At 60.8% G+C, this 24,354-nt stretch carries 22 protein-coding genes; 11 read left to right on the top strand and 11 right to left on the bottom strand.

Annotated features, from left to right (window positions below):
• The first annotated feature begins 159 nt into the window (after window positions 1–159).
• Window positions 160–5,400: a dermonecrotic toxin domain-containing protein gene (locus BFP92_RS02295; protein ID WP_083221684.1), complete on the top strand. Its 5,241-nt coding sequence runs from the start codon at window positions 160–162 to the stop codon at window positions 5,398–5,400.
• Here the strand turns inward: BFP92_RS02295 and BFP92_RS02290 are convergent.
• The 3 genes from BFP92_RS02290 to BFP92_RS02280 all read right to left on the bottom strand — a co-directional run bounded on the left by BFP92_RS02290 (window position 5,390) and on the right by BFP92_RS02280 (window position 8,177).
• A complete protein-coding gene (locus BFP92_RS02290; RefSeq protein ID WP_065911478.1) occupies window positions 5,390–6,016 on the bottom strand; it encodes a LysE family translocator in 627 nt (208 codons plus the stop codon). The two genes, BFP92_RS02295 and BFP92_RS02290, sit on opposite strands and share 11 nt — an antisense overlap.
• A gap of 68 nt (window positions 6,017–6,084) precedes the next feature.
• Window positions 6,085–7,431 carry an NCS2 family permease gene (locus BFP92_RS02285; protein ID WP_065911476.1) on the bottom strand — a complete coding sequence of 449 codons (1,347 nt, stop codon included), beginning with the start codon at window positions 7,429–7,431 and terminating at the stop codon, window positions 6,085–6,087.
• 314 nt (window positions 7,432–7,745) lie between these two features.
• Window positions 7,746–8,177, bottom strand: a complete 432-nt coding sequence (locus BFP92_RS02280; RefSeq protein ID WP_065911474.1) for a MarR family winged helix-turn-helix transcriptional regulator — start codon at window positions 8,175–8,177, stop codon at window positions 7,746–7,748.
• Window positions 8,178–8,258: 81 nt separating this feature from the next.
• On the opposite strand from BFP92_RS02280, the gene BFP92_RS02275 reads away from it, so the two are divergent.
• Together BFP92_RS02275 and BFP92_RS02270 are read left to right on the top strand one after the other, a co-directional pair.
• Entirely contained in the window at window positions 8,259–9,425 is a 1,167-nt protein-coding gene (locus BFP92_RS02275; protein WP_065911472.1) for an aminotransferase-like domain-containing protein, read from the top strand.
• A 10-nt stretch (window positions 9,426–9,435) separates the two neighbouring features.
• Window positions 9,436–10,038 carry a glutathione S-transferase family protein gene (locus BFP92_RS02270; RefSeq protein WP_056861112.1) on the top strand — a complete coding sequence of 201 codons (603 nt, stop codon included), beginning with the start codon at window positions 9,436–9,438 and terminating at the stop codon, window positions 10,036–10,038.
• Between the two features lie 129 nt (window positions 10,039–10,167).
• On the opposite strand, the gene BFP92_RS02265 is transcribed toward BFP92_RS02270, so the two are convergent.
• Window positions 10,168–11,064, bottom strand: coding sequence for a LysR family transcriptional regulator (locus BFP92_RS02265; RefSeq protein ID WP_065911470.1), 897 nt, complete (start codon window positions 11,062–11,064; stop codon window positions 10,168–10,170).
• A gap of 111 nt (window positions 11,065–11,175) precedes the next feature.
• Here BFP92_RS02265 and BFP92_RS02260 point away from each other — a divergent pair, with 111 nt between their 5' ends.
• Genes BFP92_RS02260 through BFP92_RS02250 form a run of 3 tightly spaced genes read left to right on the top strand, consistent with a single transcriptional unit; the run spans window position 11,176 to window position 14,109 of the window.
• On the top strand, window positions 11,176–12,468 hold the full coding sequence (locus tag BFP92_RS02260; protein WP_065911468.1) for a CitMHS family transporter: 1,293 nt from the start codon (window positions 11,176–11,178) through the stop codon (window positions 12,466–12,468).
• A 1-nt stretch (window position 12,469) separates the two neighbouring features.
• Entirely contained in the window at window positions 12,470–13,792 is a 1,323-nt protein-coding gene (locus BFP92_RS02255; RefSeq protein WP_065911466.1) for an acyclic terpene utilization AtuA family protein, read from the top strand.
• A complete protein-coding gene (locus tag BFP92_RS02250; protein WP_065911464.1) occupies window positions 13,789–14,109 on the top strand; it encodes an AtuA-related protein in 321 nt (106 codons plus the stop codon). Before BFP92_RS02255 ends, BFP92_RS02250 begins: the two co-directional genes overlap by 4 nt.
• A 136-nt stretch (window positions 14,110–14,245) precedes the next feature.
• Here the strand turns inward: BFP92_RS02250 and BFP92_RS02245 are convergent, their stop codons facing one another.
• The 5 genes from BFP92_RS02245 to BFP92_RS02225 form a co-directional block, all read right to left on the bottom strand.
• Entirely contained in the window at window positions 14,246–14,617 is a 372-nt protein-coding gene (locus tag BFP92_RS02245; protein ID WP_017137834.1) for a glutathione S-transferase N-terminal domain-containing protein, read from the bottom strand.
• A gap of 101 nt (window positions 14,618–14,718) precedes the next feature.
• Entirely contained in the window at window positions 14,719–15,264 is a 546-nt protein-coding gene (folE, locus tag BFP92_RS02240; RefSeq protein WP_003442011.1) for a GTP cyclohydrolase I FolE, read from the bottom strand.
• Window positions 15,265–15,342: 78 nt separating this feature from the next.
• Window positions 15,343–15,900, bottom strand: a complete 558-nt coding sequence (locus tag BFP92_RS02235) for a Smr/MutS family protein (protein ID WP_017137833.1) — start codon at window positions 15,898–15,900, stop codon at window positions 15,343–15,345.
• A gap of 75 nt (window positions 15,901–15,975) precedes the next feature.
• Complete coding sequence (locus BFP92_RS02230) at window positions 15,976–16,296, bottom strand: hypothetical protein (RefSeq protein WP_056861118.1); 321 nt, start codon at window positions 16,294–16,296, stop codon at window positions 15,976–15,978.
• Window positions 16,297–16,432: 136 nt separating this feature from the next.
• The gene (locus tag BFP92_RS02225; protein ID WP_058420624.1) at window positions 16,433–17,023 is read right to left on the bottom strand and encodes a cysteine hydrolase family protein; all 591 of its coding nucleotides are present in this window, start codon (window positions 17,021–17,023) and stop codon (window positions 16,433–16,435) included.
• Window positions 17,024–17,263: 240 nt separating this feature from the next.
• Here BFP92_RS02225 and prmB point away from each other — a divergent pair, with 240 nt between their 5' ends.
• Both prmB and BFP92_RS02210 read left to right on the top strand, forming a co-directional pair.
• Window positions 17,264–18,172, top strand: coding sequence for a 50S ribosomal protein L3 N(5)-glutamine methyltransferase (gene prmB / locus BFP92_RS02220; protein ID WP_058420625.1), 909 nt, complete (start codon window positions 17,264–17,266; stop codon window positions 18,170–18,172).
• Window positions 18,173–18,493: 321 nt separating this feature from the next.
• Window positions 18,494–19,411, top strand: coding sequence for an IS110 family RNA-guided transposase (locus tag BFP92_RS02210; RefSeq protein ID WP_056857630.1), 918 nt, complete (start codon window positions 18,494–18,496; stop codon window positions 19,409–19,411).
• Window positions 19,412–19,464: 53 nt separating this feature from the next.
• Here BFP92_RS02210 and BFP92_RS02205 read toward each other — a convergent pair whose 3' ends face one another.
• Both BFP92_RS02205 and BFP92_RS02200 read right to left on the bottom strand, forming a co-directional pair.
• Entirely contained in the window at window positions 19,465–20,271 is an 807-nt protein-coding gene (locus tag BFP92_RS02205; protein WP_065911460.1) for a hypothetical protein, read from the bottom strand.
• 99 nt (window positions 20,272–20,370) lie between these two features.
• Entirely contained in the window at window positions 20,371–21,333 is a 963-nt protein-coding gene (locus BFP92_RS02200; protein WP_065911458.1) for an alpha/beta hydrolase, read from the bottom strand.
• A gap of 143 nt (window positions 21,334–21,476) precedes the next feature.
• Here BFP92_RS02200 and aroC point away from each other — a divergent pair, with 143 nt between their 5' ends.
• The 3 genes from aroC to BFP92_RS02185 are packed head-to-tail and all read left to right on the top strand — an operon-like array spanning window position 21,477 to window position 24,266.
• Window positions 21,477–22,568 (top strand): chorismate synthase, encoded by a 1,092-nt coding sequence (gene aroC, locus BFP92_RS02195; protein ID WP_056861123.1) that lies wholly within the window; start codon window positions 21,477–21,479, stop codon window positions 22,566–22,568.
• Between the two features lie 10 nt (window positions 22,569–22,578).
• Window positions 22,579–23,739 carry an MFS transporter gene (locus BFP92_RS02190; protein WP_056861124.1) on the top strand — a complete coding sequence of 387 codons (1,161 nt, stop codon included), beginning with the start codon at window positions 22,579–22,581 and terminating at the stop codon, window positions 23,737–23,739.
• Window positions 23,736–24,266 carry an acireductone dioxygenase gene (locus tag BFP92_RS02185; RefSeq protein WP_065911456.1) on the top strand — a complete coding sequence of 177 codons (531 nt, stop codon included), beginning with the start codon at window positions 23,736–23,738 and terminating at the stop codon, window positions 24,264–24,266. The genes BFP92_RS02190 and BFP92_RS02185 overlap by 4 nt, the downstream gene beginning before the upstream one ends.
• Window positions 24,267–24,354 lie beyond the last annotated feature (88 nt).

The raw sequence follows: 24,354 nt of genomic DNA, 5'->3' as shown, positions 1-24,354 counted from the left end.
GTCACCTCGCTTCACACCCCCAAAGCTCTTCGTTGGTTTTTTGCCCGCCCACACTGCGGGCTTTTTTATTCCCGATGGCTTACGGGCCGCCCAACTATGTAACGCACTTGGGGCGGCCGAGGTGCCTAGGCTCGGCTTTTCTGTACGGAAGAGTCTGCCATGATTACCGACACCACCGCCTGGTTGGCCGCTGAGTTCGCTGCGGCCCAAGCGCTTGATTTTGATGACCCGCAAACCCTGGACGCGGAGCGTGATGCGGCGATTCGCACGCTTGTGACCCGACGGCTTAACGAGGTCTCGCAGCCCAGTCATGAAATCAATCGCCTGCACGAAGCACAACTCAGTGCCAGAGCGTCGGCAAAATCCCTGAGAACCTTGATGGGGCGGGCGCCGAGAGTGCTGGGCATTATTCGTGGCGCATTGCGCAAAGCCTTTGCGCTTGACCCCGACACGCTGCTGTTCACCGAATCCCGGCCGGCGCCCCTTCACCTGAAGGTCAATAACCTGACCGAAAAAGCCTTGGGGCTGCTGATTCAACCCGATGTGCCGCTCGACATTAGCCAGTTCACGTCCTTGAGTATCAAGGGTGAACCCGCACGCTCGGTGCCGTTTACCGCCTGGGATGCGCTGGCACGTGTGAAAGGCTTGGCGTTGCTCGGGCAGATCGAGAGGGCTGGACGAGCATATTGGCAGCAACTGGCCTATGGATCGTGGCTGACACGCAAACAACATTGGGTCCGGTTGCGAAAGTCGTTGTTCGCCGAGAATGCACTGCTGGCCCATCGCGTTTATCAACTGACGGACCGCGGCTTTGCGCTGGTCCGCGCCCTCATGGAAATCCCTGGCGCCGATGCGCGCCGTCAGGCCGCAGGCGAGTGGGCGAGTATTCAAGTGAGCAGGGTGGCATGGCCTGGCACAAATCGCGCCCTGGTCCCGGTGCCGGGCGCTTTGCATATTTATCGTGATGACGTCGCAGGGGACACGCTCCATGTCATTTACCTGCCGGGTCTGATTCGCGAGTTTTACGAGTTCAGTTCCTGGTACCGCCTGCAATGTGATCTGCCAGCACTGGTCAACGGTCCTTTGAGTCAGGTGCTTTGGCAGTGTTTGCCACTGCGCCGTTGGCATGAACTGTGTGACGCGCCAAGCGTCAAGCCGCAGGCATTTGCCTTTCAGCTTATCGGTGCGCACCAGGAAGACGCGCTGCTCGCCAGTGCAACCGAGCTGCTGGAGGCGCAGTGGGATAACGAGGTGGCCTGTGCCTTGTCAATCAATCCTGCTGCTGTGGGGGTTCAAGGTGCAGGGCAGCCCGGCGCTACGGATGTGCAACGCTTGCTTAAATTTATCGAAAAAGGCCGTCGCCGGCTGGCGCGCAGCATCCTGTTGGGAAACAGCCTGGACACCTTGCTGGAGTGGGATTGCCGGCGCCGCCTCGGTGAGATTGTGTGTGCGAGCCTGACGCCGGATCTCGCCTTCAAGACCCGTGAAGCGCAGCTCAATCGTTACGAAAAAGGCCTGATGGCCCTGCTCGATCACACGGATGTGAGCCAAAGCAGTGCGCCCTATGAAAACTTTTTGAGCCTTGAGCGGCAATGGCAGAAACACGTGAGCACAGTGACTCAATTAGCCCATGGCCCACACGAGCGGATGTTTCAAAAGGCGTTCTGGCTTGAGCAGCCTTTGGGCACGTCTAATCGCGGTTCATTGGTGGGCACTGCCCTGCGCCGGGCGTTGCTTCTGGAAGCCCGGATGCAGCAGCAGTTGAACCTGTTGCCCTCTGTGCACGTAGAGCGATTGAACGCCGTATTGAGTGATTCCTGGGTGCCCGGCGACAGTGCGGCTGATACCTGTGCGTTGCAGGTAACCGTCGGCAGCGCGCCCGCTCCGTTGTACACGTTGCTGGGCGCGTTGCTCGTGACCACCCATGAAGCCTTGGCCCAGCCCAATGGCCCACACTCAGTGTTGTTATGCGTAACGGGCCTGTATGGCGGGCTGGTGCCCTTTGATAACTTGAACGCGTTTGCCAAGGGCCTTCAAGCCAGCCTGAAAAGCCGCGACGGATCGGTGTTGTGGCGCTGCATTGGACGTGATCAGCGCGAGGCGGCGCGGGCCACGATCAATGGGTTGCCCAAGAATGCCTCTGTGGGGGTGAGCTACGAGGCCATCAAGCGCACCGCACTCAAAGACCTGTTCATCAAACTGATGCGACATCACGCCGCGTTGGACACGCTTATTGGCAAGGGTGTCAGGTTGTTCAGTGAAATCAGCGATCCGCAGTTGAGCCGTATGGTGCTGGCTCAGGAATTGTTCGAGTGCCTGCAAGTGCCCGCCAATGATGCGCGCACACTGGCGTTGGTGAATATCAACCTGTTGCAGGTAGCAGCCACTCAAGCGCAAAAACTCCCGTCGTGGTTGGGCATTGCATCAGCCGGCACGCGAAAACACTACGAACGGTTGTCACGCCGCTATGTGATCAATGCCTTTGCGGTGGAGAGCAAACTCTGGCGGGATTTGCCGAGCCTGGAGTCATTCGCCCGTAAAACCCTGGTGGCGCGGTTGACGCAGGACGGTTTTTACCCTGAGCTGGATATCGACAAACCGCTGGTGGATTTGCCCGATGATGTCAGTTCCCAATTGTGCGGCTGGTCGAGTCAGTGCGCAGTGGGCGATCGTGATACCAAAAAGACCGTCAGCCCGCAGCGAACCACGTTCAGTCTGCTGCAATTGGCGTTGCATAATCTCGACCCCAAGGCGCCCTGGACCCGCTGGCGGTTGAATCGTGCACGCTGGCTGGACCCGGCCTGGAAAGAACGCTTGAGTGTGCGTTACCTGATCGACACCCTGTCTTCGCTCGACATGGGTGGCGAGTACGACAAGCTGATCCTCGGGACTTTTTATCCTCCGGCGGCGACTCAAGCCAAGTCTTCAGGTCTGTCCCAGGCCCTGGTCTATAGGGCTTTGCGACAGCGTGCCCAGATGCAGCTGTACTCTGCGGTGCAGCAGGGCTTGAGTGAGACAGCCCAGCGTCTGTTTACCCAGGCGTTGGCAGCCGAGTCGGCAAGTGACCTGAAAACAGACGCGTTCGACATCCAGTTGGCGGTGCTGCGCCTGATGGACGCCAGCCCCGAACATGATCGGCACATCACTGGCCTGTTGTTCATTCATGACAGGTTATCCAAGCTCTGCGTGGTGTATTGGCCCATGGCTGCGGCCAGTCGGGTGATTGTCGCGTATGCCAGTTTGGACGAGGCGCAGAAGGCAATGAATCGCGTCGGCGCACTTGCCGAAAACCAGCAGGCGTTGGCGCGCCAGGTGGCGCCCGGCTGGGAGGCGCAGGCGCTTGCCGGCTACCCCGGTGAAGACTTGCAGGTGCAACCTCGCCGGCCTCACTCGCTTGAGCCAGGACAACCCGGCCTCTATCGTTTGATTGCCATGGTTGTGGAGTTGTTTTTGGCCCCGGCAAAGACGCCGGCAGTGGACCAGGCAAGCGTCGAAGCGTTGATAAAAGAGCGGATTGAGTCGCAGCCTGGACATTGGTTGGCGGCTGCGCCTACCACCTATGGCAATGCATTGGCGTTGCTGGCCCACGCGCAGGTGTTCGATCTGCAACGTCGTGCCCAGGCCCAATCCCAGTCTTCCCGGGCGCTGGAGCACTACCGTGAGCAACGTTTGGGCGAGCAGCACGACGCGACGATTCGCGGTCTGCTGGGCTTTGTTCCAGTGTTGGGCGTTGGCGTCAGCCTTTATGAAATGCTGCTTGCCGCGCGGCGCTTTCATTTCAGCGGGGCTGCCCACGACGCTGTGGATGTGGCGTTCTTGACGCTACTTGCGTTCTTCGACGTGATGACATCTTTTGGTCCTTCCACGAAGGGCGCGCGCGTTTCGCGTGTCGCTTTGGGGCGTTTGCATCACCATCAGGGGATCATGCGGGGAACACGCGCGGGCCTCAAACCGGTACCGCTCAAACCCCGTCATTTGCTGGAGCACTTCCAGTCCCAGGGTGGTTTGGAGGGGGCCGTTGAATTGGCGGGGCCGGGAGGTAAAGGGCGGTATGTAAAAGATGGCCAGCAGTTTATTCGCGAGGGTAACGAGGTTTACCCGGTCTACCGACGCGATAACGAGCGGGGGCTGCGCCTGAAAAGTAACCAGGGAGAAGGGCAAGATGAACTGATCCTGCACATCGAACAGCCCCATGAATGGCTGTTAGGCGCCGATGCGCCGGTGGCCGGGCCGAGTTCAGAGGTGTGGCAACCATGGGCGCCCACCCGAGGTGTAACGGATTGGTCACCGCCATCGCGCACGCGCACGCGCACGGAAGCGGCTTTGCGCGCCTCGCCCGTGGCCAACAGTGCCTGGCAGGCGTGGGGCTTTCGGCGTGCTGACCCTCTGACCGAAGTGCCGCCCGTGGGCCGTCATATATACCGGGTGCCGGCGACGGCGGGTGTTGCCGCCTTTGACCTCTTGCGATTAGGGCCCGATTACTATCGGTTATTGCCCCAGGGTACTAATGCATCGTCTTCGAGCATTGTCTTTATTATGCGCAACCAGGATATTTCCGTTCGGGCAGCCGTGGATCTGGAGCGCTGGCTGGGCGTGGCGGTTGCCGAGCAGCCGATACCGGCGACCCTGGGGGCCAATGGGCTGTGGACGCCCCATCAACCGCTGTTCACCGAGCGCCTGGACGTCACGATTGGGCGGATTTTTCCTGCGATGACCCGGGGCAGCAGGCGGTTTGTTGCCGACCGGCTGACTGAATTGGCCGACACCGGACCCACGGTGACGGCCACGCATTTACTCAATATCCGGGCGACGCTCGACCGATGGCTGGAACCGCAAACCTCGAACCGCATGCCCGATCTGCTGAGCATGCTAAGGCCTGCCGATGAGCCGGGCGCCAACATCATTAACATCGGGGTAGATGGGGGCGCGCCGGGGGGCATGCGGCTGGATTTCACTCCGCCCTTTGCCCTCGACCCCACGTTGCTCAGGCGAAGCCGCGGCAACGGTGCACTTCGTTCGGAAGCGGTTCAAACGGCCGTCAGGCACATGCTGGAGCACTATGGATTTACGGTCAGGGGAATCCCGCGGCGGCATGGCGGGACCAGTATGAGTGACTTTTACTGCACCCATGCGCATTCGAACTCGGTTTATTTTGTGCTCAATAATTGGATCGAAAGTCGCAACGTCAGCCTGAACTCCAGGGTGGCTCCGCAGCTCTCCGATGCCTGGTTTCGCGAGCGTATCCGTTCGCAATCGCCCTACTCGGCGGAGTTTGCTGCCATTGAGCAAGCCATGGCAGAAAACCGTATGGTCCGGCTCGTTGCCGGTATTCAGTGGCGAGTTCGTTATGCAGGCCCCGCCAGCGTGTATTTTGCCAAAGTCGCGCCGTTCAGCCCTTGAGTAGCGCTGCCGTGGCTGCGCCGCCAAACAGTGCGGCACTGACGCGGTTGAACCAGCTCTGGCCCGCGCCACTGCGCAGGTAGCGCGCCGCACCGTGGGCGCCCAGGCCGTAAGCCAGCTTGCAGAGCAAGTCGAGCACCGTCCAGGTGGCAATCATGATCAGCAGTTGCGGCAGGAAGGGCTGCTGGCTGCTGAGAAATTGCGGCAGGAAGGCCGCAAAAAACAGGATGTCCTTGGGGTTGCTGGCGCCCAGCACAAAAGCGCGGCCGAACAACGCGCGAAAGCGCGGCACTGGCGGTGTCTGCGGCACGTCGGCGCCGCGGGCAGGTTGCCGTGATTGCTGCCAGCTCTGCCAGGCAAGGTAAAACAGGTACAGCGCGCCGACGATTTTCAAGGCGCTGAACAACTGCTCGGAGGCCAGCAATAACGCACCCAGGCCCAATGCCGAGGCGCTCAGCAGGCAGATCGACGCAAACACGCCGCCCAGAAACGCCGGGTACGAGCGGCGCAGGCCGTAGTTGAGGCTATTGCTGATCATTAACAGCGACAGCGGCCCGGGGATCAGGATCACCACCAGTGCCGCACCACTGAACAACAGCCAGGTATCCAGGTTCATCTACATCCCTCCCTTATATATGCAAAAAGCCCCACCCGAAGGTGAGGCGGTTTTCAGCCGTTCCCGTACTACAGGAAGACGAACTTGGCGATAAAGATCGCGCACAGCACCCACAGGCTGACAGAAATCTCACGGTACTTGCCGGTGCCGGCCTTGAGCGCCACGTAAGTGATAAAGCCCAGGGCGATGCCGTCGGCAACCGAAAACGTCAGCGGCATCATGATCGCGGTAACAATCGCCGGAATGCTGTCGGTGGCCTCATCCCAATTGATATGCGCCATGCTCGCCATCATCAGCATCGCCACGTAAATCAGCGCGCCGGCGGTGGCATACGCCGGAATCATCCCCGCCAGCGGCGCAAAAAACATCGCCGCCACAAACAGTATGCCCACGGTCACCGCCGTCAGCCCGGTGCGCCCCCCTGCGGCCACACCCGCAGCACTTTCCACATAGCTGGTCACCGGCGGCACACCGACCATGGCGCCAAATACGCTGGAGGCACTGTCGGCCTTCAGCGCGCGGGACAGGTTATCGATCTTGCCATCGGCATTGACCAGCCCGGCCCGTTGCGCGACGCCCATCAGTGTACCTGCAGTGTCAAACATGTGTACAAAAAGAAAGGCGAATACCACGCTGATCATGCTGACATTGAATACACCCTTTATGTCCATGGCCATCCAGGTCGGCGCCAGGCTCGGTGGGGTGGAGAGAATGCCGTTGTAGTGCACCAGGCCCAGGCCCCAACCGGCGAGCGTCACGGCGATGATGCTGATCAGGATCGCGCCGAACACACGGTGGTAGCTGAGGATCGCGATCAACAGGAAGCACACGGCCGCCAGTAAGGGTGCAGGTTCGTGCAATGAACCGAGCTTGATCAAGGTGGCCGGGCTGTCGACGATGATGCCGGCGGTCTTCAGGCCGATCACGCCGAGGAACAAGCCGACGCCTGCGCCCATGGCATGGCGCAGGCTCACGGGGATGCTGTTGAGCAGCCATTCACGCACGCGTGACAGCGTCAGGCCCATGAACAGCACGCCGGAAATAAACACTGCGCCCAGCGCGGTTTCCCAGTGGTAGCCCATGGTGCCGACCACGGTGTAGGTGAAAAACGCATTCAGGCCCATGCCCGGCGCCAATCCCACCGGCCAGTTGGCGTACAGCCCCATCAACAGGCAGCCCAGCGCGGCGGCGATGCAGGTGGCGACGAACGCCGCACCGTGATCGATACCGGCGTCGGCCATGATGTTGGGGTTGACGAAGATGATGTAGGCCATGGTGATGAAGGTGGTGAGGCCGGCAATCAGTTCGGTTCTCACTGTGGTGCCATGCAAGCGCAGTTTGAACAGGCGTTCCAGCCAGCCGCCTTGCGGTGGGGCGAGGTCCAGCGTAGGGGCTTCGGTTTTTTGGCTATCCACAGCAAGTACTCCTCAAGAGTTTTATTGTTATTTCCAGCGCCGGTCACAGAGGTGGGCAGCAGCGCTTTGAGGTACTGGCGGGTTTTGTTGACCAATAGGTCAGGAACTCGCACGAAGCGAATTATGCTTTTGTATACAAATAAAGCAAATAATGTTTTCGATTTTGTCGGCGGAAGGGGATGAAAGGCGGATGCGGGGCCGTTTCTCTTGATCGTTCCCACGCTCTGCGTGGGAATGCATCTGCTGACGCTCCGCGTCAGGCGGCGGGACGCGGAGCGTCCTAGGCGGTGTTACCACGCAGAGCGTGGGAACAATCATTGGCCGGCGAGGGCTTGATTCACGGCTAGCCATCCCGCCACGGCCGCTTCACCTGCTTCACTGAACGCGCGCTGCAACAGCTTCACCTGCTCGCGCCGCAATGACTGCTCAAAACGTTGGCCTTCTTCAGTCAGTTCCAGCAGGCGCTTGCGCTTGTCGGCCTCAGACGCAACGCTGTCGACCAAGTGCATTTCCTGCAATTGGCGCAGCGGCATGTTCAGCGCCTGCTTGCTCACCCCAAGCAATTCCAGCAGCTCCTTCACGCTCAAGGCCGGGTAACGCGCGATGAAAAACACGATGCGCTGATGCACACGGCTCAGGCCTCGGCGCTCGAGCATTTCGTCGGCCTTGGCGGTAAACGCCTGGTAGCCGAAGAAGAAGGCTTCCATGGCTTGTTGCTGGCTGCCCTGGTTTTTAAGGTCAAGCATATTGACGTATCCATGTAAGTCATCGTAATTTCGGTCAACCAGTTTGACGTATTTGCCCCCGACTTCGCTACCGGTGACCCTATGGCCTTCTCTGAACGTGTTACGCGCCTCAAAAGCTCCTTGATCCGTGAAATCCTCGCGGCAGCTCAGCGCCCGAACGTGATGTCGTTCGCCGGTGGCCTGCCGGCCGAAGCCATGTTGCCGGCCCTGAATTGGGATGACCTGCCACTGAACATCGGCCAATACGGCATGAGCGAAGGCGAGCCGCAACTGCGTGAACTGCTCGCCGCCGAGGCCCGCGCCCTGGGCGTGCCATGCCAGGCCAGCCAGGTACTGGTGGTCAGCGGCTCCCAGCAAACCCTCGACCTGGCAGCCAAGCTGTACATCGACAAGGGCACTCAAGTCATGCTGGAAGGCCCGACCTACCTGGCCGCCTTGCAGATTTTCCAACTGTTCGGCGCCGATTGCCTCACCGTGCAACTGGAGGCCGACGGCCCGAACCTGGCCGCCCTGCGCGCCAGCCTGGAACGCCATCGCCCGGCGTTCATCTACCTCATCCCGACCTTCCAGAACCCTTCGGCGGTGCGCTACAGCGAGGCCAAGCGCGCAGCCGTGGCCGCTTTGCTCGATGAGTTCGGCGTAACCCTGATCGAAGACGAGCCCTACCGCGAGCTGACATTCGACGGCGCCAGTGCCCAGCCCATCGCCGGGCGCTTGAAAAAAGCCAGCTGGATTTACACCGGCACCGTCTCCAAGACCCTGTTGCCGGGGTTGCGCGTCGGTTACCTGATCGCCAGCGAGGATTTGTTCCCGCACCTGCTCAAGCTCAAGCAATCGGCCGACCTGCACACCAATCGCATTGGCCAGTGGCAGGCCATGCAGTGGATCGGCACCGAGCAATACCAGCAGCATCTGGTGCAATTGCGCAGTTTTTACCGCGAGCGTCGTGATGCATTCCAGTCGGCGCTGGAGCGCCACTTTGGCGACTTGGCCGACTGGCAAGTGCCCCAAGGTGGATTATTCTTCTGGCTGACCTTGAAACAACCCCTCGACACCCGCACCTTGTTGGCGCAAGCATTGGCTCAGGACGTGGCGTTCATGCCCGGTGAACCGTTCTTTTCCGAGCCCGACCAACACCTGGGTTCGTTGCGCCTCAATTTCAGCCATATCGACCCGGCCCGCCTGGACGAAGGTCTCAAGCGCCTGGCCGCGGTAGTCCGTCAAGCACAGCACGCGCAAGCGGCATAAGGGGAGCCCCATGTACAAGGTTTATGGCGATTACAAGTCGGGCAACTGCTACAAGGTCAAATTGATGCTCAACCTGCTGGGCATCCCGTACCAGTGGATCGATGTCGACATCCTCAAGGGCGACACCCAGACCGCTGAATTCCTGGCCAAGAACCCGAATGGCAAGATCCCGGTGCTGGAACTTGAAGACGGCACCTGCCTGTGGGAGTCCAACGCGATTCTCAACTTCCTGGCCGATGGCAGCGAGTTTTTGCCGGCCGAGCCACGCCTGCGCACACAAGTGTTGCAGTGGCAGTTTTTCGAGCAGTACAGCCACGAGCCGTACATTGCGGTGGCGCGGTTTATCCAGTTTTACCTGGGCTTGCCCGCAGACCGTCTTGAGGAATACAAGAAGCTGCACAAAGGTGGCTACAAGGCGCTTAAGGTCATGGAGCGCCAACTGCAATTGACCCCGTATCTGGTGGGTGATCAATTCTCCATCGCCGATGTGGCGTTGTATGCCTATACCCATGTGGCCCAGGAGGGTGGTTTTGAGCTGGACGCTTATCCGGGTGTGCAGGCGTGGCTGGCGCGGGTGGCCAGTCATCCAAAACATGTAGCGATGCTGGACTGAGTTTACGCGGTCAAAATGTGGGAGCTGGTTTATGTGGGAGCTGGCTTGCCTGCGATAGCATCAACTCGGGCTCATAGATAAACCGAGGTGTCTGCATCGCAGGCAAGCCAGCTCCCACGGTGTCCATTTTTAGCTCGATGTTTTGTCAGAGAGTTCATCATTTAATAATTCAAAGCAACGCTGCGCCGCCGGACTGAGGCCCATCCCGCTGCGACTGATCAAGCCGATCTCGCGGTTCACGCCGGGATGGTCAATATTGATGCGCTTCAGCCCCGCCAAGCTGTCCGCCGCCGACTCCGGCAGCACACTGATGCCCAACCCCTGGCGCACCAGCGCCAGCACCGTCGACATATAGTTGGCTTCCATGCCGGCATTCATTGTCAGCCGTGTCTGATCAAACAATGCGTCCACCTGCTCACGCACACTGCTGTCGCGGCCGGTGAGGATGATCGGCTGGTCCGCCAATTGCTCCAGGGTCAGCCGGCGACGGTGGGCGAGGGGATGGCCCAGTGGCACAAACGCACACAACCGATCATTGAGCACCGGCAAAAACTCCAGGCCGTGGCTCAGCCGGGCACGCACGCCGATGCCAAAATCCACCACGCCTTCACGTACCTGCGCATGAATTCGATGGGCCACCAGGTCATGCAGGCGCACTTCAATACCGGCAAAGCGCTCGCGAAACAGGCGCAAGGCCGGCGGCAGGGCGCCGGCGCACACCGAGGGCAGCGCGGCGATGCTGACCACACCACGGCGCAGGGCGGCGAGGTCACGGGAGCCGGTGACGATGTTGTCCAGGTCCAGCAGCAGTTTTTCCATCGGCCCGCGCGCGTCTTCGCCTGCGGCGGTGATGCTTACGTGGCGCGGGCTGCGATCGAGCAGCGCGACGCCAAGCCAGTCTTCGAGTTGTTGCACCTGTACCGTCAAGGCTGAGGGCGACAAGTGCAACTCATTGGCGGCCTTGGTGAAACTGCCGGTGCGGGCTACGGCGAGAAAGGCTTGTATGTGTTGGATGCTGTTCTTCATTTTGTTTTTCCGAACGTGCCAGGCCGAATATTCCAATTTACAAAGACTAACCCGCTTCCAATACTCCAGGGAAAACAATAACCGGCCACCAAGGCCGCTCTGGAGTAACCCATGCTCGCTACCCTGGGTGTCATTACCATCCTGTGCCTGCTCGCTGCCGTCATGAGCAAACGCCTGTCGCCGCTGGTGGCGCTGATCGCCTTGCCGATCATTGCCGCATTGCTCGGCGGTTTCGGCCTGCAAACCAGCGCCTTTATCATCACCGGAATCAAGAACGTCGCCCCGGTGGTGGGCATGTTCGTGTTCGCGATTCTGTTTTTCGGGATCATGACCGACGCCGGCATGCTCGATCCCATCATTGATCGCATCCTGCGCACCGTAGGCACGCGTCCTACGCGGATTGTGGTCGGCACCGCGACCCTCGCGCTGCTGGTGCACCTGGACGGCTCCGGGGCGGTGACGTTTCTGGTGACGGTGCCAGCGATGCTGCCGCTGTATACGCGGCTGGGCATCGACAAGCGCATCCTTGCGTGTGTCTGTGCCATGGCTGCCGGGGTCAATTTTCTGCCGTGGACCGGCCCGGTGCTGCGCTCGTCGGCGGCCCTGCATGTGCCGGTGGCCGACCTGTTTCAGCCGCTGATTCCGGTGCAGATCGTCGGCCTGGTCTTCGTGTTTGCCTGCGCCTGGTGGCTGGGCCGTCGTGAAGAAAAACGCCTGGGCCTGGGCGCCGGTTCCTCGGTGGAGGCGGTGCCGCAACGGGTGCTCAGCGACGATGACATCAAGCTGCGGCGCCCACGGCTATTTTGGGTCAACCTGTTGCTGACCGTGCTGGTGATGGTGGTGATGATTGCCGGCTGGGTCGACCCGGTGGTGATGTTTATGCTCGGCACCGTGGTGGCGCTGTGCATCAACTACCCGAATGTGGACGCCCAACGCGCGCGCATCGATGCCCATGCCAAAACCGCCCTGACCATGGCCAGTATCCTGCTCGCCGCCGGGGTGTTCACCGGCATCATGCAAGGCACCGGCATGCTCAAGGCGATTGCCGAGGTGGCGGTGGCGCAGATTCCCGCCGGCCACGGCAAGTTGATCCCGGCAGTGGTGGGCTTTATTTCCATGCCGTTGAGCATGCTGTTCGACCCTGATTCCTACTATTTCGGCGTGATGCCGGTGATCGCCGAAGTCGGTAAAGCCCTGGGCGTCGACCCGCTGCAAGTGGCCCAGGCCTCATTGCTGGGTGTGCACACCACCGGTTTCCCGGTCAGCCCGCTGACGCCTGCGACCTTCCTGCTGGTGGGCCTGTGCAAGATCGAACTGGCCGATCACCAGCGCTTCACCATTCCGTTTCTGTTTGCCGCGTCAGTGTTGATGACCCTGACCGCATTGCTCCTGGGAGTGATTTGAAATGAAGACCTTGCGCATCGGCGCCGGCGCCGGCTATTCCGGTGACCGTATCGAGCCTGCCGTGGAACTGGCCGAACAGGGCGACCTGGATTACCTGGTGTTCGAATGCCTCGCCGAACGCACCATTGCCCTGGCGCAACAGGCGCGTATCAGCGATCCACAAGGGGGTTACGACCCGCTGCTGAGCGAGCGTATGCGCCGGGTGTTGCCGTTTGTTGGCGGGAACGGTGGCCGGCGCCTGCGGGTGATCACCAATATGGGCGCGGCCAACCCGGTAGCGGCGGCCGTTGAAGTGCGGCGCATTGCCAGCGAATTGGGCCAGGACCTCAAGGTCGTGGCGGTGGTGGGCGATGACGTGCTGGATGTTTTACAGCCCGAGCAACGCCTGGATAACGGCCAGACTGTCGGTTCTTTGGGCGCGCGGTTGATATCCGCGAACGCCTACCTGGGCGTCGACGGCATCCTTGACGCCTTGCGCGCCGATGCCGACGTGGTGATCACCGGGCGCGTGGCCGACCCGTCGCTGTTTTTGGCGCCGCAGATGTTTGAATTCGGCTGGGCTGCGGACGACTGGCAGCGCCTGGGGCGCGGGACGTTGGTCGGGCATTTGCTGGAATGCGCGGGGCAGGTCAGCGGTGGCTATTTTGCCGACCCCGGCTTCAAGGATGTGGATGACCTGGCACGCCTGGGTTTCCCGTTGGCCGAAATCGATGCCGATGGCGAGGCTGTGATCACCAAGGTCGCAGGCACAGGCGGGCGGGTCAGCCGTGCGACGTGCACCGAACAGATGATCTACGAAGTGCACGACCCGGCGGCTTACTTGACGCCGGACGTGACGGCAGACTTTTCCCACGTGAGCTTTGTGGAGGAGGGCGTGGATCGCGTCAGTGCCCAAGGCGCCGATGGCCGGGCGCGGCCTGAACAATTGAAGGTCAGCGTGGGTTACCTCGATGGATGGATCGGTGAAGGGCAGATGTCCTACGGCGGCCCGGGCGCTGTCGCACGGGCTGAGTTGGCGCGGGATATCGTACTCAAGCGCCTGGCACTCATGGGTGTGAAGATGCAAGACCTGCGCGCCGAGCTGATGGGCATGGACTCCTTGCACGGCCCCCGCAGTAACGTCGAACCCTGGGAGGTGCGCCTGCGCGTGGCCGCTCGGTGTGAGGAGCGCAGCGAAGCGGTGCGGGTTGGCAATGAAGTGGAAACCCTCTACACCAATGGCCCGTCGGGCGGCGGCGGGGCGAGTAAAAGCGTGCGCCAGGTGGTGGCGGTGGCCTCCTTGCTGCTGCCGCGTAGCGCGGTCAACCCGAGGATCGAAGCATGAAACTGCACACACTGGCCCATTCCCGTACCGGCGATAAGGGCGACACCTCGAACATCTCGATCATCGCCTACCGTACAGAGGACTATCCGCTGCTGTGCGAACAGCTCACGCCCGAGCGCGTCGCCGAATTTTTTGCCGGCTTGCGTGAGCCGGATGCGGCGCCGGCGCGGCGTTATGAATTGCCCCACGTGCAGGCGCTGAACTTCGTGCTGCCGGGGATCCTGCGTGGCGGCGTAACCCGCTCGCTGGCGCTGGACGCCCACGGCAAGTGCCTGGGCTCGGCTTTATTGGATCTGGAATTGGTAATACATAACTAACTGTGTGCGGGCATGTGTGGGAGCTGGCTTGCCTGCGATAGCATCAACTCGGTCTACCTGAATCACCGAGGTGCCTGCATCGCAGGCAAGCCAGCTCCCACACAAGCCAGCTTCCACTTGGGTTCTTTAGTGGCCGTCAGACCGCTGCAAACCGCTTGTCCAGATAATCAATGATCACCTTGGAGTCATACATCCAGGTGGTCTGGCCATTCTCTTCAATACGCAGGCACGGCACTTTGATCTTGCCGCCTTGCTCCAGCAGGGTCTGGCGATCCTGTTCGTTGTTTTTCGCATCCTTGAGCGCCACCGGCACATTCAGGCGGTGCAGGGTGCGGCGAGTCTTCACGCAAAACGGGCAGGCGTGGAACTGATACAGCGTCAGCTCCTTGGCTGCCGCGTTGACCTGTGCCTGTTGCTCGGCAGAGCGCTGCTTTTTGCGCGGGCGGGTCAGGAAGTCGCCCGCGATGATGATTTGGCCGAGACCCACTCGAAGTGCTTTGACGAACATGGCTGAAACCTCTTGCCCATGAAGAAGGGGCCGCAGCTTACCTGAATTTCGCAGGCGAAAAAAAACCGGCGATGAACGCCGGCTTTTCCTTACACAGCCTGTTACTTGATCAGGCTGAGGAATTCGCTGCGGGTGGCCGCGTTTTCGCGGAACTCACCCAGCATCACCGAGGTGATCATCGACGAATTCTGTTTCTCCACACCGCGCATCATCATGCACATGTGCTTGGCTTCGATCACCACCGCCACGCCCAGGGCACCCGTCACCTGCATCACCGCGTCGGCGATCTGGCGGCTGAGGTTTTCCTGGATCTGCAGGCGGCGCGCATACATGTCGACAATCCGCGCGACCTTCGACAGGCCCAGCACTTTGCCGCTCGGGATATACGCCACATGCGCCTTGCCGATAAACGGCAGCAGGTGGTGCTCGCACAGCGAGTACAACTCGATGTCCTTGACCAACACCATTTCGCTGTTGTCCGAGCTGAACAAGGCACCGTTGGTGACTTCTTCCAGCGTCTGTTCATAGCCGCGGCAAAGGTACTGCATCGCCTTGGCGGCACGCTTTGGCGTGTCGAGCAGGCCCTCGCGGGAAACGTCCTCGCCGAGTTGGCCAAGGATCGCGGTGTAATTCTGTTCCAGGGACATGAAACTACCTGTGGGATTTTCGCAAAGCGCAAGGTTACGGTGGCGGACACATCGCTGCAAGCCTGACGATGGCACTTGTTACTCGTCGCGCCCTTCCATCATGGTGCGCTTGAGCATTACATACACCGCACCGGCGCCGCCGTGGCGGGCCTGGCAGGAGGTAAAGCCAAGCACCTGGGCGTGCTGGCGCAGCCAGGTGTTGACGTGGCTCTTGATCATCGGGCGCTTGCCGTCCAGGCGTACAGCCTTGCCGTGGGTGACGCGCACGCAGCGGATTTCGAATTTGGTTGCTTCGGCCAGGAAGGCCCAGAGGGTTTCGCGGGCTTTTTCCACGTTCATGCCGTGCAGGTCGAGGCTGCCTTCGAACGGAATCTGGCCGATCTTGAGCTTGCGCATCTGGCTTTCCTGCACGCCGTCGCGGGCCCACATCAGCTCATCTTCCGGGCCTACGTCGATCACGAACTGGTCCGACAGGCCGTCCACGGTGGTGGCGTCGGTGCGCACGGTCGCGGCCTGGCGCAGCTTGGCGATCTGCGCCCGGTCGGCCTTGGGTTTGCCGGTGTCGGCACGATCATGCTTGATCGGCTTGACGCCGCGCAGCTCGTTTTTGAACAGGGAAAAATCGTCGTCTTGCATGTCAGCCTCCGCGAAGGGCGGGCAGTTTACCTAAATCGCGGCGGCCAGGGCGCAGGAAACGCTATCCAAGCGCCATCAGTCGTGCTTTTTCATCAGGTGCGAAGCGATGTTCAGTGACAGCGGTTGACGCATTTTCCGACGGCTGCGACGCCACAACCACACGCCCAACCACAGCACCAGCAGCCCGATCACCAACAGGATAGCCGAGCCACCGGGGCTGGCATTCAACTCGCCAAGGGCCGGCGAATGACCAAACAGGCCGGCGCCACCAGCGCCGGCCAACAGCAAACCTACAATGGCCAGCAACGCGGCAAAGCCGGCTACCAGGCGCAGACGCCAATTGCTCGGGCCCTTGGGGCGCAAGCGACGAGCGTCAAAACCATCGGATATCTTCATTCCGACCTTTCCTCCAGGGTATCGGCCCTTCGACCGGAAGATACACAGGTTGTTCCGACAGCAGCGGTAAATGCGCCAAATGAGAGGGCTTTGCGGATGAGCGGGGCAATAAATGCGCCGCTCATCTCAAGGGCGATCAGATCAGATCTTTGGTCAACGCGAGGGTGGCAAAGTTGTCAGCCATGATGGCCATTTCGGTGTGCTGCACGTGTTCGGCGCTCAGGATCCCACCTTTGTAAGGCAGGTCACGGGTGGCGCAGGCGTCTTCCACCAGGGTGCAGCGAAAGCCCAGGTTCTTGGCGGCGCGCACGGTAGTGCTGACGCTGGAGTGGCTCATGAAACCGCAGACGATCAAGTCCAGGGAGCCGAGGTCTTGCAGGTGTTTCTCCAGGCCCGTGCCGTGGAACGCGCTCGGCAGCAGTTTGCCGATGATGGTTTCATCGCCTTGGGGTTCCAGGCCAGGAATGAATTCACCGCGCTCGCCTTGCGGGTCGAACAGGCCACCGACGGTGCCAAGGTGACGCACATGCACGATCGGTCGCCCGGCGTTGCGTGCCGCCGCGACCAACTGCTTGATATTGTCGACCGCCGCGTCCATGCCGGACAGGGCGAGTGGGCCGCTGAGGTATTCCTTCTGGGCGTCGATGATCACGAGGGTCGCATGGTTCAGGTTGGCTGCTGCGTAACCGCGACCGCTGAGTTGAAACATCGTCTTTGGAACGGACATTCTGGGGGCTCCTGTGAGTGGGGCTTTTGTCACATTGTCCACTGGCTGAGCGGTTCTGTGAATCGCTACCATCGTAAGGTACGCCGTTGTTGACGTGCAGCCATGTCAAGAGGTGGGCTTGTTTAGCACAATGATGGCAATTTGAATGAAATCCGACGGATGGTGAAGGGGTTTCGTACATCGTCGGTACAGGCGAAGGCTGTTAGAATCGCCAGTCGTTTTTTCCAGGAGCTTGCCCCCGTGATTACCTCTCGCCTGCGCACGTTGCGCGACCACATCCGTTGGGCTGTCAGCCGTTTCCATGGGGAAGACCTGTTTTTCGGGCATGGCACCGACAACGCCTGGGACGAAGCCCGGCAATTGGTGCTCGGCGCCTTGCACCTGCCGTGGGAAATTGCCGACAGCTACCTGGACTGCAACCTGGAAGAAGAGGAAGTCGCCCACGTGCAGCGCTTGCTGCACAAGCGAATCCACGAGCGTGTTCCTACTGCCTACCTGTTGAAGGAAGCCTGGTTCTGCGGCATGTCGTTTATCGTTGACGAGCGCGTGTTGATCCCGCGTTCACCGATCGGCGAGTTGATCGAAAACCGCTTCGAGCCGTGGCTGGCCCAACCGCCGGCGCGCATTCTCGACCTGTGCACCGGCTCCGGTTGCATCGGCATCGCCTGTGCCTACGAGTTCCAGGACGCTGAAGTGGTGCTGGGCGACTTGTCCTTCGAAGCGTTGGAAGTGGCCAACCAGAACATTGAGCGTCATGGTGTTGATGAGCGCGTCTACACCGTGCAGGGTGACGGCTTCGATGGCCTGCCGGGCCAGCGTTTTGACTTGATCGTGTCTAACCCGCCGTATGTGGACGCCGAAGACTTCGCCGACATGCCGGACGAATACCAGCACGAGCCGGAACTGGGCCTGGCCTGCGGCGACGATGGTTTGAACCTGGTGCGGCGCATGCTGGCCGAGGCCGCCGACCACCTGACAGAGAAGGGCTTGCTGATTGTTGAAGTCGGCAACAGCCAGGTGCACGTCGAAGCGCTGTACCCGGAAGTCGACTTTGCCTGGCTGGACTTCCAGCGCGGCGGGCACGGTGTGTTCATGCTGACGGCTGAGCAGTGCCGGGCGCATCAGGCGGTGTTTGCTGCGCGGGTTTAAGCCGATCCAACTGTGCGGGCAGGGTCTAAATGTGGGAGCGGGCTTGCTCGCGAAGGCGGTGTATCAGTGGCAGATTTTTTGCCTGACACTGCGCTTTCGCGAGCAAGCCCGCTTGTGTCTTGATCTGGGGATAAACTCTGAGGTGAGAGGGGTGGATGGCAAGCTGTGAGTCCGCGGTGCTAGAAGCACGAGTGGGAGCAAAGCTGCCATCCACCTTTCCACTCTGGCCGATAAGCCCGAACAGTTGGACGAGCGCCACTCGAATCACAAGCGTGGGCAGAGCCAGAGCACTCTCACTCCTGAGTGTAAGAGGGTTTTGCCATGATTTCCTGGGTCGGCATCGATATCTCTAAATCAAACCTTGTTGTCTGGGTTCAACCTCAGAAAGAAGGCTTCGAGATTCCAAACACATCTGAAGGCTTTGTTGAGCTGATCAAACGATTGAGCTGCTATGAGGTTGGCCGGGTATTGCTGGAGGCCACGGGAGGCTACGAGCGCCAGGTCATGGCGGCACTGCAACAGGCGAATCTCCAAGTGCTCCGAATCAATCCTCGTCGGGCCAGAGCCTTCGCGGTGGCCATGGGCAAAAATGCCAAGACCGACCCGATTGATGCGGCAGTTCTGGCTGATTTTGCCGAGGTGCTGCATGGTTCTCACGAAAAGGTCATTTCTCCTGAGCGCGAAGCTCTGCGCGAACTGATCCAATTACGCGAGCACTTCGTTCAGCAGCGCGACGACAATAAGCGTCGACTTCAGCAGGCTCAGTTGCCAACCGTTGTCAGCGCTACCAAAGATCATATTCGCTACCTGCAAGCGCAGATCAAAGCCCTGGAAAAACACCTCGTTCAGAGCATGTTTGATTTGGATGCAGAAAAGTCCAGACGACTCATGTCTGTGAAGGGGATTGGCAAAGTCGCGGCCGCCAGTTTGCTGGTTTACTTGCCGGAGTTGGGCGAGTTGGATCGCAGAGAAGTGGCGGCGTTAGCGGGCATAGCCCCTTACAACGACGACAGCGGAAACCACAATGGAAAACGGCAGATATACGGAGGAAGAACCCGTGTCAGGCATGCGTTATACATGTCGAGTTGGGTTGTTATCCGCTTTCAAGCAGACTTTAAAACGCGCTACGAGGCTCTAAGGGAGCGAGGCAAGAGCGCGAAAGTCGCGCTCATCGCCTGCATGCGGATACTGCTGATCAGACTAAATGCCATGCTGCGAGACGGTACAGAATGGCGCTGACGGACGGTGGGTTAAGACAGTTGCTCCCACATTTTTGATTGCATTCCTATCGGCTAGCGGTGTGTGGCAATCCAGATCAACAACCCCGCCTGAAACACCGTAAACGCCACCAGGCACGTAATGGTAAAGCGCAACCCACTGTCCTCGCGCTTGAACTTGGTGACCTTTTCCTCTTCCTTGCGCAGCTTCACTTCCTGCTCGGCCAGGTTGTGCTCGGCCTGCTGCAGCATCTGCGCCGCCTCGAGGATTTCTACGTACTGCACCTTCTCGGTGTTCCAGCTGTCCAGCACTTCGCTGACTTTGCCGGGTTGCACGTTGCCTTTGAGGTGCTGCACATCGGCGTAGGCCACATCAAACCCCTGGATGCGCAGGAAATGATCGCGGCGCAGGCGCGTGGCTTCGTTGAGTGCATCCTTGTTGGCGAGGTTCACGCCGTCAACGCGGTAATGTGACCACTTCTTTTTTGCCCACGCGGCGCCCTGTGCGACCAGAAAGCGTCCCAGGCCCCGGTTGGCCGGTTCGATTTCCAGGCTGTTGCCCGGGCCGAAGTGCACACGGTGCGTTTCGTGGTCGACCCAGATATCCAGGTGGTTCTGCTCGCGGCGCACACGCTGGCCCGGCAGCTGGATCACCATGCGCAACAGGCTGTGCTTCTTGTCATGGCGCTCGGTATAGCCGAACTGCACAAACCGTAGCGGCCGCGCGCCGGTGGCGCGATCGGTGGCCAGGGGCGCAAGGCGCAGCATCTTGAAGTGTTCGGCCTGGACGCCCGCCCACGGCAGTGCTGCGGCCTCGACAGCCTCGGTTTTTTCAGCCGGGTTGTCGGCAGTAGAGTCGGGTGTTGCTTCGGTGGTAGTCATGCGGCGCGATCCTGTCCAAGCCCTGCGAGTCGACAGTCTTTTTACTGTCGACTCTGGGCTTATCGGCCGTTTTATTCAGGACTGGAGGCAAATAGTCGCTTAACGGGGTTGAAGTCCGTCGATAAAGCGCACGATACGTTGGCCCAGTTCGGCGGCGAGGGGCAGTTTCGGGTCGTTGTACGACTCCAGCTGTTCCTTCACACCCTTGGGCACGATGCGCATCACGTGGTTCATGCCTTGAATCACGCTCAGCTGTGCGTCCGGCTTGGCCGCTTGCAACTGCTGGGCATCCGCCACACCCACCTGGATATCGTTGGTGCCCTGGAGGATCAACGCCGGCATCGTCAGTTTGGCGAAAGCGGCCGATGGGTCGGCGCGAAACAGGCTGATCAGGTAAGGCTGCACGCTGGGGCGGAAGATCCCTTCGAGCGGGCGCGGCACGTCGGCGTCCACCCGGCCGGCCTTGAGGTGGTCGAGGATTTCATTACTGCGCAGCAACAGGGCCGGCGGCAGGTGGTTAGCCAGTTGCTGGCGGATCACCTGGTCCACTGGCCGGGCACTGCCGGACAGCGAAATAACCCCGGCCGGGTCGAGTTGCGGCGCGGCCAGGGCGGCCACCAGCGCACCTTCGCTATGGCCCAGCACGATCAACTGGCCCATGCGGCTGTCGGCCTTGAGCAGCTTGCCCCAGGCCACGGCATCGGCCACATAGGCATCCAGGCTGAGGTTGCGTTCGTCGGGTGTGGCGGCCAGGCTCGCGGCCACGCCGCGTTTGTCGTAGCGCACACTGGCGATGTTGTTGCGCGCCAGCACCCAGGCCAGGCGCTTGAGGCTGTCGTTACGCGCGCCATCGGCGCTGTTGCCGTTGCGATCGGTAGGGCCGGAGCCGGCGATGATCAGCACCACGGGCACGGGTTTGTCGGATTTGGGCAGCAGCAGCGAACCAAACAACTCGCCGCTGCCGGTGTCCAGGCTGATCGGCCGTTGCAGCACAACAGGGGAGGCGGCGAAGCCAAGGCTGGAAAACAGGGTAAGGGTCAAAAGCAAAACTCGCAGCATCATCGCGCCATCATCAGGAAGGTGCCGGTTGGACCAACGTCTACCGGTAAGGTTTCGAGGATGAACTAGTCGGTTAGCCTGCGTATACTGGCCGCCTTAAGTTATTACGGTTGAGTTGATTCAACTGATTTCACGGAGCGCCCTGCATGTCCGGCAATACCTTCGGCAAGCTGTTCACTGTCACCACCGCGGGCGAAAGCCATGGCCCGGCGTTGGTCGCCATTGTCGACGGCTGCCCGCCAGGCCTCGAGTTGTCTCTGGAAGACCTGCAGCGTGACCTCGACCGCCGCAAGCCCGGCACCAGCCGCCACACCACCCAGCGCCAGGAACCCGACGAAGTCGAGATCCTTTCCGGCGTGTTTGAAGGCCGCACCACCGGCTGCGCCATCGGCCTGTTGATTCGCAACACTGACCAGAAGTCCAAGGACTATTCGGCGATCAAGGACCTGTTCCGCCCGGCCCACGCCGACTACACCTACCACCACAAATACGGTGAGCGCGACTACCGTGGTGGTGGCCGCAGCTCGGCGCGCGAAACCGCCATGCGCGTGGCCGCCGGTGCCATCGCCAAGAAATACCTGGCCACCCAGGGCATCGTGATCCGCGGCTACATGAGCCAGTTGGGCCCGATTGAAATCCCGTTCAAGACCTGGGACAGCGTCGACGACAACGCCTTTTTCAGCCCAGACCCGGACAAGGTGCCGGAACTGGAAGCCTATATGGACCAGTTGCGCCGTGATCAGGACTCGGTGGGTGCCAGGATCACCGTGGTCGCCGAAGGCGTCAAACCCGGCCTGGGCGAGCCGATCTTCGACCGCCTCGACGCCGAGCTGGCCCACGCGCTGATGAGCATCAATGCGGTCAAGGGCGTGGAAATCGGCGCCGGTTTTGCCTGCGTCGCCCAGCGCGGCACCGAGCATCGCGATGAGATGACCCCGCAAGGTTTCCTCAGCAACAACGCGGGCGGCATCCTCGGCGGTATTTCCTCCGGCCAGCCGATTGTTGCGCACCTGGCGCTCAAGGCCACGTCGAGCATCACCACGCCGGGCCGTTCGATCGATGTGCACGGCAACCCGGTGGACGTAATCACCAAGGGCCGCCACGACCCGTGCGTGGGCATCCGCGCCACACCGATTGCCGAGGCAATGATGGCCATCGTGTTGATGGACCACCTGCTGCGCCACCGTGGGCAAAATGCCGATGTGCAGGTGAGTACGCCGGTGTTGGGCCAGCTGTGACGGGCTGACCGTGACAGCCCTCCCATACTGGCGCCTCTCCAGCTTCTACCTCTTCTACTTCGCCCTGCTCGGGGCGACGGCGCCGTTCCTGGCGCTGTACTTCGACCACCTGGGGTTCTCCAGCGCGCGTATCGGCGAGCTGGTGGCCATCCCCATGCTGATGCGCTGCGTGGCGCCCAACCTGTGGGGCTGGCTCGGCGACTACACTGGCCGACGCCTGGCCATCGTGCGCTTTGGCGCGGTGTGCACCCTGGCGAGTTTCTCGCTGATCTTCTTCAGCAAAACCTACGCCTGGCTGGCCCTGGTGATGGCGTTGCATGCGTTCTTCTGGCACGCGGTGTTGCCGCAGTTTGAAGTGATCACGCTTGCGCACCTGCAAAAGCAGACCGCACGTTACAGCCAGATCCGCCTGTGGGGCTCCATCGGTTTTATCCTCACCGTGGTGATCATGGGCCGCCTGTTCGACGGGCTGAGCCTGGACATTTACCCGGTGGTGGTCGTGGTGATCATGGCCGGCATTATTGGCGCCAGCCTGTGGGTGCCGAACGCGCAGCCTGCCGTGCAGGGCAACCGCCTGGCCGGGGACGGTTTTCTCAAGCAATTGCGCAGCCCCGGCGTACTGGCGTTTTATGCGTGCGTGGCCTTGATGCAAATGAGCCATGGCCCGTATTACACCTTCCTGACCCTGCACCTTGAACATTTGGGTTACAGCCGTGGCGTGATCGGCATGCTGTGGGCGCTGGGCGTGGTCGCGGAAGTGCTGATGTTCCTGGCCATGAGCCGCATCCTCACGCGTTTTTCGGTGCGACGGGTGCTGCTGGCCAGTTTTGTGTTGGCGGCTATCCGCTGGTTGCTGCTGGGGTCATTCGCGGAAATCTTCTGGGTATTGCTGCTGGCGCAAGTGCTGCACGCCGCCACGTTCGCCAGCTTTCATGCGGCCGCCATCGCCTTTGTGCAACGCAGCTTCGGCGCCAGACAACAAGGCCAGGGCCAGGCGCTGTATGCCGCGCTGGCCGGCACCGGCGGCGCGTTGGGTGCTCTTTACGCCGGCTACAGCTGGAACCTGTTGGGCCCGACTCTGACCTTCAGCATCGCCAGCGTCGCCGCCCTGGCCGCCGCCATTATCATTGGCCTTCGATTGCAAGAACCGACTACAGGAACCGAGCAATGAGTTATGTCGCTGTTTACGCTGCTGCCACACCGGAGACCCCGAACAAGGTCCTGACCCATTTCGACGATATCGTCTCGACGCTGGCTGACCACGGTGTGCGCTTTGCGCGCTGGCAGCCGGCGCCGATAGAGAAGGGCGCCAGCGACGCAGACATCATCGCCGCGTACCAACCGCAGATCGATGCCCTTGGCTACGCCGCTGTGCAAGTGCTCAGGGCGGCGGGTGACCCTCTAGAGAATGCTGCACTGCGCGCACAGTTCCTCGATGAGCGCCGCTACAGCGAAGACGAAGTGCGTTTCTTCGTCGCAGGCCAGGGCCTGTTTAACGTGCACGTGGGCGACTATGTGTATGCCGTGCGCTGTGAGAAAAATGACCTGCTGGTGATTCCGGCCGGCATGCCGCATTGGTTCGACATGGGCGAGAACCCGCACTTTGTCACCTTGCGTTTGTTCAACACAGCTAAAGGCTGTGAGCCTCAACTTACCGGCGATGCTATTGCCGATGGTTTCCCGGGCTTGGACGACTAAGCACAGATATCTAAATGTTCAACCCAGGCAAGTTGGAATTTGTTGTGGGAATAAGCCTGATTATCTGTAGGGCGTAGCTGTTTCTGCT

It is taken from the genome of Pseudomonas sp. 58 R 3, assembly GCF_900006605.1.
Taxonomy (GTDB): Bacteria; Pseudomonadota; Gammaproteobacteria; order Pseudomonadales; family Pseudomonadaceae; genus Aquipseudomonas; species Aquipseudomonas salomonii.
The sequence above is the reverse complement of the archived record's forward strand: the minus strand, read 5'-3'. Positions and strand labels throughout refer to the sequence as shown.

Excerpts from the sequence above, each read along its gene's own strand:
- folE (WP_003442011.1), bottom strand. The coding sequence starts at position 15,264 with ATGTCCCTGGAACAGAATTACACCGCGATCCTTGGCCAACTCGGCGAG.
- BFP92_RS02200 (WP_065911458.1), bottom strand. The coding sequence starts at position 21,333 with ATGATGCTGCGAGTTTTGCTTTTGACCCTTACCCTGTTTTCCAGCCTT.
- BFP92_RS02185 (WP_065911456.1), top strand. The coding sequence starts at position 23,736 with ATGAGTTATGTCGCTGTTTACGCTGCTGCCACACCGGAGACCCCGAAC.
- BFP92_RS02255 (WP_065911466.1), top strand. The coding sequence starts at position 12,470 with ATGAAGACCTTGCGCATCGGCGCCGGCGCCGGCTATTCCGGTGACCGT.
- BFP92_RS02205 (WP_065911460.1), bottom strand. The coding sequence starts at position 20,271 with ATGACTACCACCGAAGCAACACCCGACTCTACTGCCGACAACCCGGCT.
- BFP92_RS02295 (WP_083221684.1), top strand. The coding sequence starts at position 160 with ATGATTACCGACACCACCGCCTGGTTGGCCGCTGAGTTCGCTGCGGCC.
- BFP92_RS02250 (WP_065911464.1), top strand. The coding sequence starts at position 13,789 with ATGAAACTGCACACACTGGCCCATTCCCGTACCGGCGATAAGGGCGAC.
- aroC (WP_056861123.1), top strand. The coding sequence starts at position 21,477 with ATGTCCGGCAATACCTTCGGCAAGCTGTTCACTGTCACCACCGCGGGC.
- BFP92_RS02275 (WP_065911472.1), top strand. The coding sequence starts at position 8,259 with ATGGCCTTCTCTGAACGTGTTACGCGCCTCAAAAGCTCCTTGATCCGT.
- BFP92_RS02260 (WP_065911468.1), top strand. The coding sequence starts at position 11,176 with ATGCTCGCTACCCTGGGTGTCATTACCATCCTGTGCCTGCTCGCTGCC.
- BFP92_RS02235 (WP_017137833.1), bottom strand. The coding sequence starts at position 15,900 with ATGCAAGACGACGATTTTTCCCTGTTCAAAAACGAGCTGCGCGGCGTC.
- BFP92_RS02245 (WP_017137834.1), bottom strand. The coding sequence starts at position 14,617 with ATGTTCGTCAAAGCACTTCGAGTGGGTCTCGGCCAAATCATCATCGCG.
- BFP92_RS02290 (WP_065911478.1), bottom strand. The coding sequence starts at position 6,016 with ATGAACCTGGATACCTGGCTGTTGTTCAGTGGTGCGGCACTGGTGGTG.
- BFP92_RS02225 (WP_058420624.1), bottom strand. The coding sequence starts at position 17,023 with ATGTCCGTTCCAAAGACGATGTTTCAACTCAGCGGTCGCGGTTACGCA.
- BFP92_RS02230 (WP_056861118.1), bottom strand. The coding sequence starts at position 16,296 with ATGAAGATATCCGATGGTTTTGACGCTCGTCGCTTGCGCCCCAAGGGC.
- BFP92_RS02210 (WP_056857630.1), top strand. The coding sequence starts at position 18,494 with ATGATTTCCTGGGTCGGCATCGATATCTCTAAATCAAACCTTGTTGTC.
- BFP92_RS02265 (WP_065911470.1), bottom strand. The coding sequence starts at position 11,064 with ATGAAGAACAGCATCCAACACATACAAGCCTTTCTCGCCGTAGCCCGC.
- BFP92_RS02280 (WP_065911474.1), bottom strand. The coding sequence starts at position 8,177 with ATGCTTGACCTTAAAAACCAGGGCAGCCAGCAACAAGCCATGGAAGCC.
- BFP92_RS02270 (WP_056861112.1), top strand. The coding sequence starts at position 9,436 with ATGTACAAGGTTTATGGCGATTACAAGTCGGGCAACTGCTACAAGGTC.